Annotated in this window: 13 protein-coding genes; 11 read left to right on the forward strand and 2 right to left on the reverse strand. The window is 67.8% G+C overall.

The features are described 5' to 3' along the window. The first annotated feature begins 147 nt into the window (after positions 1 to 147). From ABNX41_RS14065 to ABNX41_RS14085, 5 genes are all read left to right on the forward strand, one after another. On the forward strand, positions 148 to 1,113 hold the full coding sequence (locus ABNX41_RS14065) for a Bug family tripartite tricarboxylate transporter substrate binding protein (RefSeq protein WP_438670361.1): 966 nt from the start codon (positions 148 to 150) through the stop codon (positions 1,111 to 1,113). Continuing rightward, positions 1,110 to 2,027: a BMP family ABC transporter substrate-binding protein gene (locus tag ABNX41_RS14070; RefSeq protein WP_438670362.1), complete on the forward strand. Its 918-nt coding sequence runs from the start codon at positions 1,110 to 1,112 to the stop codon at positions 2,025 to 2,027. The genes ABNX41_RS14065 and ABNX41_RS14070 overlap by 4 nt, the downstream gene beginning before the upstream one ends. Continuing rightward, positions 2,017 to 2,487, forward strand: a complete 471-nt coding sequence (locus ABNX41_RS14075; RefSeq protein ID WP_438670363.1) for a tripartite tricarboxylate transporter TctB family protein — start codon at positions 2,017 to 2,019, stop codon at positions 2,485 to 2,487. The genes ABNX41_RS14070 and ABNX41_RS14075 overlap by 11 nt, the downstream gene beginning before the upstream one ends. Before the next feature lies 1 nt (position 2,488). Then, the gene (locus tag ABNX41_RS14080) at positions 2,489 to 3,994 is read left to right on the forward strand and encodes a tripartite tricarboxylate transporter permease (protein WP_438670364.1); all 1,506 of its coding nucleotides are present in this window, start codon (positions 2,489 to 2,491) and stop codon (positions 3,992 to 3,994) included. Positions 3,995 to 4,119: 125 nt separating this feature from the next. Continuing rightward, positions 4,120 to 4,410 carry a putative quinol monooxygenase gene (locus ABNX41_RS14085; protein ID WP_438670365.1) on the forward strand — a complete coding sequence of 97 codons (291 nt, stop codon included), beginning with the start codon at positions 4,120 to 4,122 and terminating at the stop codon, positions 4,408 to 4,410. A gap of 192 nt (positions 4,411 to 4,602) precedes the next feature. Here ABNX41_RS14085 and ABNX41_RS14090 read toward each other — a convergent pair whose 3' ends face one another. Beyond that, positions 4,603 to 5,580, reverse strand: coding sequence for a LysR family transcriptional regulator (locus ABNX41_RS14090; protein WP_438670366.1), 978 nt, complete (start codon positions 5,578 to 5,580; stop codon positions 4,603 to 4,605). A 92-nt stretch (positions 5,581 to 5,672) separates the two neighbouring features. Between ABNX41_RS14090 and ABNX41_RS14095 the strand changes: the two genes are divergently transcribed. The 4 genes from ABNX41_RS14095 (at position 5,673) to ABNX41_RS14110 (ending at position 9,626) form a co-directional block, all read left to right on the forward strand. Beyond that, positions 5,673 to 6,572 carry a dioxygenase family protein gene (locus tag ABNX41_RS14095; RefSeq protein WP_438670367.1) on the forward strand — a complete coding sequence of 300 codons (900 nt, stop codon included), beginning with the start codon at positions 5,673 to 5,675 and terminating at the stop codon, positions 6,570 to 6,572. Positions 6,573 to 6,625: 53 nt separating this feature from the next. After that, positions 6,626 to 7,585 (forward strand): VOC family protein, encoded by a 960-nt coding sequence (locus ABNX41_RS14100; protein ID WP_438670368.1) that lies wholly within the window; start codon positions 6,626 to 6,628, stop codon positions 7,583 to 7,585. Then, complete coding sequence (locus tag ABNX41_RS14105) at positions 7,585 to 8,202, forward strand: alpha/beta hydrolase (protein ID WP_438670369.1); 618 nt, start codon at positions 7,585 to 7,587, stop codon at positions 8,200 to 8,202. The genes ABNX41_RS14100 and ABNX41_RS14105 overlap by 1 nt, the downstream gene beginning before the upstream one ends. A 149-nt stretch (positions 8,203 to 8,351) precedes the next feature. Further along, on the forward strand, positions 8,352 to 9,626 hold the full coding sequence (locus ABNX41_RS14110) for an ABC transporter substrate-binding protein (RefSeq protein WP_438670370.1): 1,275 nt from the start codon (positions 8,352 to 8,354) through the stop codon (positions 9,624 to 9,626). A 59-nt stretch (positions 9,627 to 9,685) separates the two neighbouring features. Here ABNX41_RS14110 and ABNX41_RS14115 read toward each other — a convergent pair whose 3' ends face one another. Then, the gene (locus ABNX41_RS14115; protein ID WP_438670420.1) at positions 9,686 to 11,290 is read right to left on the reverse strand and encodes a XylR N-terminal domain-containing protein; all 1,605 of its coding nucleotides are present in this window, start codon (positions 11,288 to 11,290) and stop codon (positions 9,686 to 9,688) included. Between the two features lie 357 nt (positions 11,291 to 11,647). On the opposite strand from ABNX41_RS14115, the gene ABNX41_RS14120 reads away from it, so the two are divergent. Together ABNX41_RS14120 and ABNX41_RS14125 are read left to right on the forward strand one after the other, a co-directional pair. Then, positions 11,648 to 12,457 (forward strand): SDR family NAD(P)-dependent oxidoreductase, encoded by an 810-nt coding sequence (locus tag ABNX41_RS14120; protein WP_438670371.1) that lies wholly within the window; start codon positions 11,648 to 11,650, stop codon positions 12,455 to 12,457. Positions 12,458 to 12,529: 72 nt separating this feature from the next. After that, positions 12,530 to 13,825, forward strand: coding sequence for an ABC transporter substrate-binding protein (locus tag ABNX41_RS14125; RefSeq protein ID WP_438670372.1), 1,296 nt, complete (start codon positions 12,530 to 12,532; stop codon positions 13,823 to 13,825). Positions 13,826 to 13,827 lie beyond the last annotated feature (2 nt).

Here is a 13,827-nt window from a genome sequence, read left to right on the forward strand (position 1 = left end):
ACATATCGCGCGAAGGCGCGAAACAGGAGATTAATTTCTTGGCGGCACGGCAATAAAGAAACCACAGTTTCACAATCTGACTGGACTGGGCACACGGTGATCCCTTCAGTTTCACCATCACATGCCATCCATATCCGGAACCCGACCATGACCCATCCCCTGATCCCGGCCCTTATCCCGGGCGTGCTCGCCCTCGCCCTCCCGGCCTTCCCCGCCCTCGCCGCCGACTGGCCGACCCAGCCCGTCCGCATCATCGTCTCCTTCCCGCCCGGCGGCGGCAGCGATCTGGTCGCCCGCCTGCTGGCGCAGCACCTGACCGAGGATATCGGCCAGCAGGTCGTGGTGGAAAACAAGCCCGGCGCGGCAGGGACCATCGCGGCCAGCGACCTGAAATCCGCCAGCGCCGACGGCCATACGCTGATGCTGTCGAACCTGACGCCGTTTTCCATCGCGCCGACGCTGATCGCGGATACGCCCTATGATCCGCTGGCCGATTTCACCCATGTCAGCTATATCGGCAGCGGCCATATGGCGCTGTTCGTGACGCCCGCGCTGGCCACGCCCGATCTGAATGCCCTGATCGAAAAGGCGAAGGCCGAACCCGGCGGCCTCGATTACGGCACCTCGGGCGTCGGATCCTGGGGCCATCTGGTGTCGGAGCAGTTCAAGGCGCTCGCCGGGGTCGAGGCGGAGCATATCCCCTATCAGGGCTCCGGCCCGATGGTGCTGGACCTGCGCGCGGGTGTGATCCCGATGATGTTCGATGCGGTGGCGCAGAACCTCGGGCTGGTGACCGAGGGCGTCGCGGTCCCGCTGGCCGTCACCTCGCGCGGGCGGCTCGATGTGCTGCCCGATACGCCGAGCTTCACCGAACTCGGCCTCGATCTGGTCGCGGAGAACTGGCTCGGTATCTCCGCCCCGGCAGGCCTCGACGCCGGGACGGCGGCGCAGATCGACGCGGCGGTGAAGGCCGTGCTGGCCAAGCCCGAGGTCGTGGCACAATTCGCGGGCTGGGGCGTCGATACCACCCCGGTCGAGGGCGAATTCACCGCCTATGTCGCGGGCCAGTTGGACAGCTGGAAATCCTCCGCCGAGACGGTGCGCGGCCAATGAGGACCGGCGTTCTTTTCGTCGGCGAATTGCGCGACCGAGGCTTCAACGCCTCGGCCCTGCAAGGGGCGGAGGCGCTGGCGCGCGAGGGTGTGGCGCTGGAGATCCTGTCCGGCATTCCCTATGATCGGGCGCGGATGCGCGCCGCCATCGACGCGGCCCTCCCCCGGCTCGATGCGCTGGTCTTCGTCGGCGGGCAGGGCGACGCCATCCTGCCCGACGCCGCGCGCGACCATCCCGGCAAGCGCTTCGTCGCCCTGCAAGGCGCGGTGAGCGGGGCGAACCTCGGCTCCTACGATGTGCTTCAGGAACAGTCGGCCTTCCTCGCCGGTTGCCTTGCGGCGCGGCTGACGCGGAGCGGCACGGTCGCGCATCTGTCCGGGCATCGGGTGAAGCCGGGGCTGAAGGGCCGCGCGGCCTTTGCCGCCGGGGTCGCGCATATCGACCCGGGGCTGCGGCTGCTGACCGGCTTCTGCGGCACGCAGGACGACAATGCCGTGACCCGCGCCTGGGCCGGGGCGCAGATCGCGGCGGGGGCGGATATTCTCTTCACCATGCTCAACGGCGCGCGGTCCGGCGCGGTCGAGGCCTGCCGCGCCGGGGCCGCGCGCCAGATCGGCAATGCGCTGGACTGGGTCGCGATGGAGCCCGATGTCTTCGTCGCCTCCGCCGAGGCGCGGATCGACCTCGGCCTGCGCGCGGCCATCGCGGATCTGGAGGCGGGTGACCTGCCCGCTGCCCCGCGCGCCTTCGGTCTGGCCGAGGGCGCCGTCGGCCTGCGCCTTCGCAACGACGTGCCCGCCGCGATCCGCGCCGAAATCGCGGCGATTGCCCGGCTGGTGGAAAGCGGCGAGATTGCGATACCCGAGGAGTATGACGGCCCCGAATTCCACCCGGAGGAGAGCCATGCCGCGTAGCGCCTTCCAGAGGCCCGTCGCCCAGACCGGCAATATCGCCATTCTGGCGCTGGCCTCCGGCATGGTGGCATGGGCCGGGCTGGGGATGGAACTCGGCACCCCGCGCAGGCTGGGCCCGGGGGCTTTCCCGCTGCTGGCGGGGCTGTGCCTGATGGCGCTGAGCCTCGCCTCCATCCTCATCGACCTGCGCCGTGCGGCCGAGACCACCCCCGGGACGCTGCGCGCCGATCCGCTGGCGCTGCTGGCGGTTTGCGGCGCGATGGCGGCTTTCGCGATCACGACCGGGCTGGCGGGCGTGCTGCCCGGCGTGGCGCTGACCGCCTTCATCGCCACCCTGCCCGCGCGGGAGATGCGGCTGCCCGCGCGGCTGCTGTTCGCGCTCGGCACCGCGCTGGTGGTCTGGGTGGTGTTCTTCAAGCTGCTGGGCGTGCCCTTCATCGCCATCCGCGGGGTGCTGTGAGATGATCGAGAACCTGCTCCTCGGGCTTGCGACGGCGGCGACGCCGATGAACCTGCTGCTGTGTCTCGGCGGGGTGTTTCTGGGCACGGCGGTGGGGGTGCTGCCGGGGATCGGGCCGCTGGCCGCCATCGCCATGCTGCTGCCCCTGACCTTCCACCTGCCGCCCGAGGCCGCGCTGGTGATGCTGGCCGGGGTCTATTACGGCAACGAATATGGCGGCTCCACCACCTCGATCCTGCTCAACATCCCCGGCTCGCCCTCGTCGTCGATCACCTGCATCGACGGCTATCCGATGGCGCGGTCCGGGCGGGCGGGGCTGGCGCTGTTCATGACGGCCATCGCCTCCTTCGCGGGGGGCGTGTTCGGGATCTCGATCATGGCCTGGGCCTCGCCGTCGCTGGCGGATTTCGCGCTGATGTTCGGCCCGGCGGAGTATTTCTCGATCATGCTGCTGGGGCTGGTGGCGGCGGCCATCGTTTCGGGCACCGGGACGGTGCGGGGGGGCATGATGGTGTTTCTGGGGGTGCTGCTGGGCACGGTGGGGATGGATGTCACCTCCGGCACCGCGCGCTTCACCGGCGGCATTCTGGAGCTGCGCGACGGCATCGGCATCGGGGTCATCGCGGTCGGCATCTTCGGCGTGGCGGAGGTGATCGCGGCGCTGCGCGAGAAGGCGGGTGCGATCCCCGAAGGCGCGGGAAGGCTGCGCGCGATGTGGCCCGGACGGCGCGACCTGATCCGTTCCGGCGGGCCCGCCGCGCGGGGGGCGATGGTCGGTGCGGTGGTGGGCGCGCTGCCCGGCACCGGGCAGAACGTCGCTTCCTTCATGGCCTATGCGCTGGAAAAGAAGGTCTCGCCCAATCGCCGCCGGTTCGGGCAGGGCGCGCTGGAGGGCGTCGTCGCCCCGGAGGCCGCGAACAGCGCCGCCGCCCAGACCTCGTTCATCCCGACGCTGACGCTGGGCATTCCCGGCAGCCCGACCATGGCGCTGATGCTGGGCGCGCTGATGATCCACGGCATTACCCCGGGGCCCCGCATCATCGAGGACCATCCCGACCTGTTCTGGGGGCTGGTGGTCAGCTTCCTGATCGGCAACCTGATGCTGGTGGTCCTCAACATCCCGCTGATCGGGATCTGGGTGCGGCTGCTCGCGGTGCCGCCGAGGGTGCTTTACCCGGCGACCATCGTCATCATCTGCGTCGGCGCCTACAGCATCGAATCGAGTCTCGCCGATGTGTGGCTGACGATCCTGTTCGGGGTTCTGGGCTATCTGCTGCGGCTTTGGCGGTTCGAGCCCGCGCCGCTGCTGATCGGCTTCGTGCTCGGCCCGATGATGGAGGAATATTTCCGCCGCGCGATGCTCCTGTCGCGGGGGGATGCGACGATCTTCCTGACCCATCCGGGCTCGGCGCTGATCCTTGCGGTGACGGCGGTGGTCTTCGTGACCAGCTTCCTGCCTGTCGGCCCGCTCTGGACCCGCGCGATGCGACGCCTCATTCGGGCTTGAATTGCGATCGGCAGTCAGGGTCTATGGTCACGCGGCCCCGCCGTGTAAGGCGTCCCGATCATCCCCCCCTGGGCGGCCGGACACCGAACATCCCGGCAAGGCCCGATTCCCCAAAGGATACCCCTATGCTCAAGGTCATCGCGCAGGATTTCATCAAGCCGGAGGCGGTCGAGATCGTCCTGCCGCTTTATCGCGAACTGGTCGAGAAGACCCGGCAGGAAGATCTCTGCATCGCCTATGACCTGTTCATCGACCAGAAAGACCCCGGTCATTTCGTTTTCATTGAGGAATGGCCGGATCGGGCAGCTCTGGACGCGCATTGCGGGACCGAGCATTTCACGCGACTGGTCCCGCTTATCAACGCCCATCGGCGGCAGGAGGCGACATTCATCCTGATGGATGCGTTTCCGGCCTGATCCGTTCAGGAGTTTGCACCGAACGGGGTTGGGCGCTTGCTACGGGCTTTGCCATAAGGTGATCCCCGTCGCGACTCGCCTTGATCTGGGCGAGCGGCAAACGGCTGGCGCCCGATCTTCCCGCGCTGACATCCGTATTGCAGGTCCAGCGCAGGAGCCAAGGCGGCGGGTGAAGGCCTGATCATGGGCCGATCAGAATGACGGCGGGTCGGCGGGGGTCTCGGCCCCCCAGACAACCGCCCGCTCATGCCGCTTGATGACATGCTTCAGGTTGTCGAAGGCGGCGATGATATGGCTGGCGAACCGCTCGGCCGCAGGGGCGCGGGCCGTGTTCACCCGCCGCAGGATGCCAAGCGATCTGTTGGGCTGCGGGATGTTGTAGGGCAGCACGGTGATCCGGCTTTCCTTGCGCTGCGCGAAGACGGTGGAATAGGGCAGCACCGCCAGCGCATCGGTTTCCGCCAGCACGTTCACGACGCTCATCAAAGAGCCGCCCGAGTAGCGGATGTTCAGGTCGGACATGCCGATGGACATCAGGATCATCTGCAGATCCGACATCAGGGGCGATCCGGGCAGCGGCGCCACCCAAGGGTAGGTCGTCAGGTCTTGCGCCTCCAGCGGGCGCTTGCGCATCAGCGGATGGCCGGGGCGGCAGGCGACGATATTGCGCCCGGGCAGGATTTCGGTGAATTCGAAACCGGGGCCAAGGTCCAGGACCCCGATCGGGACGATGCCGAGGTCGACCTGCCCCGCCTCCAGCGCCGCCGCCATTTCCGGCAGGTTCATGTAGCTTTGCTGCACGGTCACGCCCGGTTCCTGATTGAGGAACGCGCCGATCATCTGGCTGATCATCGCATCCATGAAGAAAGGCACGCCCGCAACCCGCACGACGCCCGTGGTGCCGCGCACGAAGCCCTGCACCGCATCCGAGGCCCGGCGCGAGGCGGCGATGATCGTGCGGCCCTGCACCGCAAGCTGCATGCCCAGCGGCGTCGCCTGCAGGGGGCGGCGGCCCTTGACGAAAAGCGGCTCGCCCACCCGGTCTTCCAGCATGGCAAGCGAGCGCGAGACCGCGGGCTGGGTCAGCCCCAGCATCGCGGCCCCTTCCGAGACCCCGCCCGCATCCAGAACCGCGGCGAGCTGCATCAGGTGGCGTTCATTCAGCTTCATAGCACTCTGTTATACCGCCCTTCGAACAACTCAACCAAAAAAGCGCGCCGCGCGGTAAAGCTTGCCGCAACGGGGAGGGGAGGCCCCGGCGGATGCAGGGCGAGAGATCGGTCCTGCCGAGGGGGACGACCCCGCAGGCGGACAGCAGCACAACCCGGAACCATGACGGCGCGGCGTTTTCGGCGCGGCTGGCGGGCCTGAGCGCCGGTCGGCTGGGGCGCGGGCTGGCGGCGCTGGTCGATGCGCTGGACGGGCTGGTGCGCGACCTGCGCCTAACGCCTGCGGAGTTCCGGCAGGTGCTCGACTATCTGACCGAGGTCGGCCATGCCGCCGATGCCAGGCGGCAGGAATGGGTCTTGCTGGCCGATGCGCTTGGCCTGTCGATGCTGGTCGAGGATCTGAACACCCCCCGCCCGGCAGGCTGCACGCCCAATACCGTGGCCGGGCCGTTCTATCGCGCCGATGCGCCGCTGCGTGACAATGGCGGCTCGATCAGCCTCGATGGCGCGGGGGTGCACTTGCAGGTGCGGGGCCGGGTGCTGGCGCTGGACGGGACGGCGCTGCCCGGGGCCTGGGTCGAGGTCTGGCAGGCGAACGGACAGGGCCAATACGAAAACCAGGAACCCGACCTGCAACCCGAGAACAACCTGCGCGGGCGGCTGAAGGCGGATGGCCAGGGGCGCTTCGCCTTCCGCTCGGTCATGCCGGGGGGCTATGCGCTGCCCTCGGACGGGCCGGTGGGGCGGCTGATGACGCGGCTTGGCCTGTGCCTGGCGCGTCCCGCCCATATCCATTTCCGCGTGTCGGCCGAGGGGTATCAGCGGCTGACCACCCATATTTTCGACCGAGACGATCCCGCCATCGGTCGCGATGCGATTTTCGGGGTGAAGCCCGAACTCCTGGCCGAATTCCGCGCTGTGCCCATGGACGGAGGTGCGATGGGCCGCGCGCTCGACCTTGACCTTGTGCTTTGCCCGCTGCGGCAAGGCTGAACCCAGAATGGCCCGGCCCGTGCCGGGACAGCACGACAAACGGAGGAGAGACCATGTCAGCAATCAGCGGCTACCACCACCTGACCATGTCCACGGACGGCGCGCAGGAGGATTTCGATTTCTACACCAAGACCCTTGGTCTGCATTCGGTGAAGCGCACCGTGCTGTTTGACGGCACGATCCCGGTCTATCACCTGTATTACGGCTCGCCCGATGGCGATGCCTCGACCATCATCACCACCTTCCCCTTCAGGAAGCCCGGGGTTTACGGCCGCCGCGGCACCAACCAGTCGCGCAGCATCATGCAGTCGATCCCGGTGGGCGCGGCGGATTTCTGGGTGGACCGGCTGAACGCGCGCGGCATCCCGGCGGAGAAGATCACCCGCTTCGGCGCCGACCGGGTGGCCTTCGCCCATCCCTGCGGCATCCCGCATGAGTTGGTGGAAAGCGACAGCGACCCGCGCGCGCCGATCACCAACGACGCGCAGGGCATCGGCGCGGCCCATGGCATCAAGGGCATCTATGGCGGCCTGGTTGCCTGTTTCGACCGCACGGCGATGGATGACTTCATGACCATCGCCCTGCCGCTGACCAAGGAGGCGGACAATCACGAAGGCACCGTCTACCGCGTGCCGGACGCCAATGGCGTGATCCAGCGCGTCGAGGTGATCGAGGATCGCACCAGCCCGCAGGGCACCTGGACGCTCTCGGGCGGCACCATCCACCACCTGGCGCTGAACACCGGCGACGAGGAAAACCAGCTTAAGCTGCGCGCCCATATCGAGGGCCTGGGCTTCACCGACATCTCGGAACAGAAGGACCGCAACTACTTCAAGTCCTGCTATGTCCGCTCGCCCGGCGGCGCGCTTTTTGAGCTGGCCTGGACCACGCCGCAGGGCTGGGCGCGGGATGAAGAGCCCGGCGAGATCGGCAAGACCCTGGTCTTCCCGCCGTGGTTCAAGGACCGCGAGGCCGAGCTGCGCGAAGGTCTGGAACAGGCCGAGTTCGTCTGATGGCCGAAGCGCTCCATCTTGGGGCGAAAGCCGGGGCAAGGGCGGTCTGCGTCCTTGTCCACGGTCGCGGCCAGTCGCCCGAGGAGATGCAGTCCCACATCCTGGCGCGGCTTGCCGTGCCGGATGTGACCTTCGTCCTGCCGCGCGCGCCGGATGGGACCTGGTATGCGGCCAAGGCCGTCGATCCCCTGACCACTGATACCCGCGCCGCGCTGGCCCTGGCGCTGGATCATCTGGCGGCGGATATCGCGGCGGCCCGGGCGCTTCATCCCGGCCTGCCGCTGGTGCTGGCGGGCTTTTCGCAAGGGGCATGCCTCTCGCTGGAATATGCCTTCGCGGGCCTGCCCGCGCCGGAGGCGCTGGTGGCGCTGACCGGTTGCCGGGTCGGGGTGTTGGCGGACGACCGACGAAGGGCGCTTGCCCCCGACCTGCCTGTCTGGTTGACCGGATCGGACAATGATCCCTGGATCCCGGTCGAGGCCTTTGCCGAGGCCGCGCTGGAACTGGGCCGCGGTCGCGCCAGATTGCGGGCCGCGCTTTATCCTGGACGGGGGCATGAGGTCTCGGACCCCGAGATCGCCATGCTGCATGAGGTTCTGGACGGGATACACCGCTGACCGCGGCGGCATGATCCGGCGGCTTCATAACGCCGGGTTATGCTGTCCAACCAAGATCCTAAACAAAAACCGCCAGCCTGCGGACATTCTTGCGCCGGGGATGGCGCGGGCGGGAAAGGTCGCGCCCAAGGCTCATCAGGGAGGATGACATGTTTACCAGACGGAAATTCCTGCACACATCGGCGGCCACCGGCCTGACGCTGGCCGCATCCCGGCTTGCCAGCCCGGCCATCGCGCAGGGCGCCCGGATCAAGCTGGGCTATGTTTCGCCGCAGACCGGGCCGCTGGCCGGTTTCGCCGAAAGCGACGCCTGGAACATCCAGGCCTTCCTGGCCTCCGAACTTGGCGGGAATTTCGAGGTGGTGGTGAAGGACAGCCAGTCCAACCCCAACCGTGCCGCCGATGTCGCCAAGGAACTGATCCTGAGCGATGGCGTCGACCTGATGCTGGCGGCCTCGACCCCCGAAAACACCAATCCGGTGGCGGGCGTCTGCGAAGGCGAGGGGGTGCCGGTCATCACCACGGTCGCGCCCTGGCAGCCCTGGTTCATCGGCCAGCAGGGTAATCCCCGCGATCCGGCAAGCTGGCAGCCCTTCGACTATGCCTTCCATTATTTCTGGGGCATGGAGGATGTGATCCGCGTCTATACCGCGATGTGGGACCAATTGGCGACCGACAAGGCGGTGGGGGGACTTTTCCCCAACGATGCCGATGGCAATGCCTGGGGCGACGACGAGAATGGCCTGCGCCCGGGCCTTGCGGAAAAGGGCTATGCGCTGACCAATCCGGGCAGCTTCCAGAACCTGTCGGATGATTTCTCGGCCCAGATCAACGCCTTCAAGGCGGCCAATACCGATATCATCACCGGCGTGCTGATCCCGCCGGATTTCGCGACCTTCTGGGCGCAGTTGCGCCAGCAGGGGCTGAAGCCGAAGGCGGTGACGGTGGCCAAGGCGCTCTTGTTCCCGCAATCGGTCGAGACATTGGGCGCCGCGGGGCACAACCTGTCGTCCGAGGTCTGGTGGTCGCCCTCGCACCCCTTCGCCTCGACGCTGACCGGACAAAGCTCGGCCGAACTGGCGGAGGATTTCACCGCGAAGACCGGGCGGCCCTGGACCCAGCCCATCGGCTTCGTCCATTCGCTGTTCGAGGTGGCGGCCGATGTCATGGGCCGGGTCGGTGACACGGGCGATGGCGATGCCGTGGCCGAGGCCGTTGCGGCGACCGACATGACCACCGTGGTCGGCAAGGTGGCGTGGAACGGCGCGGGCGTGCCGGAATTCGCGGCGCGGAACGTGTGCAAGACGCCGCTGACGGGGGGCCAATGGCGGATGAAAGAGGGCGGCGGCTACGATCTGGTGATCGTGGAGAACGGCGGCGCCGCCGAGATCCCGACCGGCGGGCAGATGGAGGCCTTGGCCTGACCCGGCCTTCCTGACCCGACCTCCGGGCGGCGGGGTCGCTTCCGCCCCGGCCGCCCGGATCAATCGCGCTCGCGCGCCGATTGCTCGCGATAGGCCAGTTGCGGGCGGGTGATGCCCAGCAGGCGCGCCGCAGCGGACAGGTTGCCGCCGGTCTGCGCCAGGGCCAGGGCGCGGATCCGCGCCTCATGCGCGGGCAGGGAAAAACCGCCTGCCGCGATCCTGGCCGCGATCCATCCGTCATCGTCTTCCGCGCGCTGCGGCCGGATACGGGCCAGTGCCGCCTCCAGATCGTCGGCGGTCGCGGCCGCGCCGCCTGAGCCGCCGATCGCCAGCAGGCTAAGCACCCCGTCCAGTTGATCCAGATCGGCGATCTTGCCGCGCAGCGGGGGCAGGCCCGCAGGCGGGGGCAGGCCAAGCCGCGCCGCGATCATCCCCATGCGCTCCTGCGCCACCGCGTCCAGATCGGCGCGTTGCGCCAGGCCAGGCATCTCCACCGCCAGCGGCGCCAGCCGCAACCAGAGTGAGGGCAGAAGCCGCGCCGACAACCATGCCAGCGGCCTGGACGAGGTCAGCACCAGGCGCGGCAGCGGATCGGGCTCGCCGGGCAGCGGCGCCATGCACAACCGCCTTGCCAGTTCGGCCTGGGCGGGGGGCGGCAGATCCTCCACCCCTTCGATCATCATCGCCTCCGGCTTGGGACGCTTGCGCGCCTGCGGCAGGCGCGCGATGGCATCGCACAAAGCCTCGGCCGTGCATCCGGCGGCGTTGATCCGCAGCGGCTCGTCGCCAAGACGCGCCAGAAGATGGCCCGCCGCCGCCTCTTGCCCGCAGGGGCCTTCGCCCGCGATCAGGCAGGGCAGGGGCAGCCGGACCGCCAGGTCCAACGCCTCGCGCGCGGGGGTGAGCAAGGCCGCGACCGGGGCGCGGGACGTGGCGGGTGCGCTGCGCGGCGCCGCCTTGCGCAGGCCATCGGCCTCATCGCTTTCCTGGGCGGTCGCGGGCAGGACGCGGCTGCGAAACAGCATCACATCGGGGTCATCCTCGCCCCAGCCCTCGGCCAGCTTGCCGATCACCCGGCAGGCGCGATGGCCTTGGGCCGCGCAGGCAGTTTCCTTGTAGACCACCAGCGCGCCGAAGAAATGGCTGGCATAGCCCGAGGCATAGCCAAGCTGCTGCCAGCAGACGGGATCTCGCGCCCGCCCCGGCATGGCGCCCTGCGGCTCGCCCGCCTCAAGTGAATTGTGCCACAGGAACTCGGCCGAGAAGCGCCCGCGCGCGAAGTCGAAGTCGTTATGCACCGTCTCGACCCGCACGATGCCGCTGAACATGTGCAGCCTGGTCCCGGCGGTGAAGGCATCGCCCCGGTCCAGCATCGGCCAGCTTGAGGCGACGAAGGCCGCATCGTTGCGCCCCATGCGAAAGCCGCGCCGCAAAAGGAAGATCCGCGCCTTCTCCTCGCCCAGGTGGTGGATCAGCTCGCGCCGCAGGATGCGGTCGGCCTCGGCCAGTTGCAGGGTCACCCGCTCTCCGTTGAGCCGCAGCGTGCCGGTGGCCGGGTCGAATTGCAGCCCGCCCAGAAATTCGCGCAGCGTTGGCCTGCCGCCCCGGTCCAGCAGGGCAGCGGAATCGGAATTGCCGCGAAGGGGCAAGAGGGGGGGCTTCATCACCTGATCTGCTTGATTTGATGTAATGGTGATGAAGCTTTACCATTACATCAAGATTTTTCGCCATGCCGTCAGTGCGTTTGAGGCGGAATTCTGGAAATTGTAGCAAAATCAACGCATTGTATTTATACCGAACTGCTATAAAAAATCCTGTTTTCCGCATTTGACTTGTTCGGCCATCCGCCCACTTCATGCTGCCTGTAATCGCGCTCTCTGGGAGGGGGGCGGGAGTTTCTCGTCAGGGGTTCCAGCGGCAACTCGGGGTTTTCCCGGGAGGGGGCGCATGTCCTGTCCATCGGGCGGGCCCGCTGCCTGTTGCCGGACCGGGCGGGAGAAAGCGCTGGGGAGGAGAGTGTCTTGGCTTCACTTGAAACGATGTTCGATGTGCGCGGAAAATCCGTGATCGTCACCGGCGGCGCCAGCGGCATCGGCCGGGCCTATGCCGAGATCATGGCCGAAGGCGGGGCGAGGGTGTGCATCTTCGACATTGACGGCGCCGGGATCGACCGTGCCGTGGCCGAGATCGCGGGCGAGGTCTGGGGCCAGGTCGTCGACGTGGGGGATCGCCCGGCGATGGCCGCGGCCTTCGACAAGGTGGCTGACCGCCATGGCCGGATCGACACCGTCTTCGCCAATGCCGGGATCGACCCCGGCCCCGGCTTCATGACGCCGGACGGCAAGCGCAACCCCGACGGGGCCATCGAGAACATCCCCGACAGCCAGTGGGACCGCGGTATCGAGATCAATCTGACCTCGGTCTATACCACGGTGAAGAACGCCGTGCGCCACATGAAGCCGCAGGGCGCGGGCGAGATCATCGTCACCTCCTCCATCGCGGCGGAGATCAACGAAAGCATCGTCGGCACCAGCTATATGCCCGCCAAGGCGGCGGTGAACCATTTCGTGCGGCATATGGCGATGGAACTGGGCGCCTACGGCATCCGCGTCAACGCGATCCTGCCCGGCCCCTTCATCACCAATATCGCGGGCGGACGGCTGCGCAACAAGGCCGACCGCGAGGCGTTCGAGGCCCAGTCCCTGATCGGCCGGATCGGCGATGTCGAGGATATCAAGGGGCTCGCGCTGCTGCTGGCCTCGCCCGCGGGCAGCTATTTCACCGGCTCGCTGATCGTGATCGACGGCGGCTCGCTCACCCGCATGACCTGAATTTTCCGCCAGTCCGCATCCGCCTTTGAGGAGGGGCGGAGCGCGCTGGATCAACCCGAGGGAGGAAACGCAATGACCTATTACAACAAGCTTGTCGGATCGGGGATCAGCCGCCGGTCGATGCTGCGCGGCATGGGGGCGGGGATGGCTGCCTCGTCGCTGGCGCTGCCCGGCATCCTGCGCGCCCAGACGGCGGGCAAGATCAGGATGGCCTATGTGACCCCCGCCACCGGCCCGCTGGGCCTGTTCGGGGAGACCGACGGCTATACGGTCCAGAAGATCCGCGCCGCCCTGGGCGGGCAGATCACCTCGGCCAACGGCGATGTCTATGAGCTGGAGATCCTGGAGCGCGACAGCCAGTCCAACCCCAACAAGGCCGCCGAGATCGCGGGCGATCTGATCCTGAACGACGAGGTGCACCTGATGGTGCCCGCCTCGACCACCGACACGATCCTGCCGGTGATGGAACAATCCGAACTCTACGAGACGCCCTGCATCTCGTCGGGCGCGCCGTGGCAGGCGGTGGTCTTCCCGCGCGGCGGCGGCGAATTCGACTGGACCTACCACTTCTTCTGGGGGCTGGACGAGGCGCTGAACACCTTCGTCGGCCTTTGGGACGGGCTGGAGACCAACAAGAAGGTCGGCATGCTGTTCCCGCAGAACATCGACGGCGAGACCTGGGGCAATGCAGATTACGGCCTGCCGGTCCCGACCCGCGCCGCGGGCTACGATGTCACCATTCCCGGCTATTTCCAGCCGCGGACCAACGACTTCTCGGCCCAGATCGCCACCTTCAAACAGGCGGGCTGCGAGATCATCGGCGGTATCACCTATCCCGACGACCTGAAGACCTTCGTCACCCAGTGCAACCAGCAGGGCTTCAAGCCAAAGGCGGTGACGGTGGCGGCGGCGCTGCTGTTCCCCGGCGGGGTCGAGGCGATGGGCCCCCTTGGAAACGGCATGTCCTCCGAGGTCTGGTGGACCCCGGCCTTCCCCTTCCCCTCGACCCTGACCGGGCAGGACAGCCGCGCGCTCGCCGATCAGTGGGAGGCCGACCAGAAGCGGCAATGGACCCAGCCGCTGGGCTATTCCCACGCGCTGCTGGAGGTCGCGATCGACATCCTGAAACGCTCGACCGATCCGCTGGACCGCGAGGCCAACCGCGAGGCGATGGCGGCGACCGACATCACCACCGTCTGCGGCCCGGTGAAATTCGCGGGCACCCCGCACAAGAACATCTGCACCATGCCGATCTTCGGTGGCCAGTGGGTCCAGGGCGAAGCGTGGCCCTATGACCTGAGGATCGTCGACAACACGGTCAACCAACTGTTCCCGCCGGAACAGAAGATCGTGCCGATCTCCTGGTGATC

The organism is Pseudogemmobacter sonorensis, assembly GCF_042762395.1.
GTDB classification, from domain to species: domain Bacteria; phylum Pseudomonadota; class Alphaproteobacteria; order Rhodobacterales; family Rhodobacteraceae; genus Pseudogemmobacter; species Pseudogemmobacter sonorensis.

Coding starts and splice junctions, on each gene's coding strand:
- ABNX41_RS14065 (WP_438670361.1), top strand. CDS start 148: ATGACCCATCCCCTGATCCCGGCCCTTATCCCGGGCGTGCTCGCCCTC.
- ABNX41_RS14070 (WP_438670362.1), top strand. CDS start 1,110: ATGAGGACCGGCGTTCTTTTCGTCGGCGAATTGCGCGACCGAGGCTTC.
- ABNX41_RS14075 (WP_438670363.1), top strand. CDS start 2,017: ATGCCGCGTAGCGCCTTCCAGAGGCCCGTCGCCCAGACCGGCAATATC.
- ABNX41_RS14080 (WP_438670364.1), top strand. CDS start 2,489: ATGATCGAGAACCTGCTCCTCGGGCTTGCGACGGCGGCGACGCCGATG.
- ABNX41_RS14085 (WP_438670365.1), top strand. CDS start 4,120: ATGCTCAAGGTCATCGCGCAGGATTTCATCAAGCCGGAGGCGGTCGAG.
- ABNX41_RS14090 (WP_438670366.1), bottom strand. CDS start 5,580: ATGAAGCTGAATGAACGCCACCTGATGCAGCTCGCCGCGGTTCTGGAT.
- ABNX41_RS14095 (WP_438670367.1), top strand. CDS start 5,673: ATGCAGGGCGAGAGATCGGTCCTGCCGAGGGGGACGACCCCGCAGGCG.
- ABNX41_RS14100 (WP_438670368.1), top strand. CDS start 6,626: ATGTCAGCAATCAGCGGCTACCACCACCTGACCATGTCCACGGACGGC.
- ABNX41_RS14105 (WP_438670369.1), top strand. CDS start 7,585: ATGGCCGAAGCGCTCCATCTTGGGGCGAAAGCCGGGGCAAGGGCGGTC.
- ABNX41_RS14110 (WP_438670370.1), top strand. CDS start 8,352: ATGTTTACCAGACGGAAATTCCTGCACACATCGGCGGCCACCGGCCTG.
- ABNX41_RS14115 (WP_438670420.1), bottom strand. CDS start 11,290: ATGAAGCCCCCCCTCTTGCCCCTTCGCGGCAATTCCGATTCCGCTGCC.
- ABNX41_RS14125 (WP_438670372.1), top strand. CDS start 12,530: ATGACCTATTACAACAAGCTTGTCGGATCGGGGATCAGCCGCCGGTCG.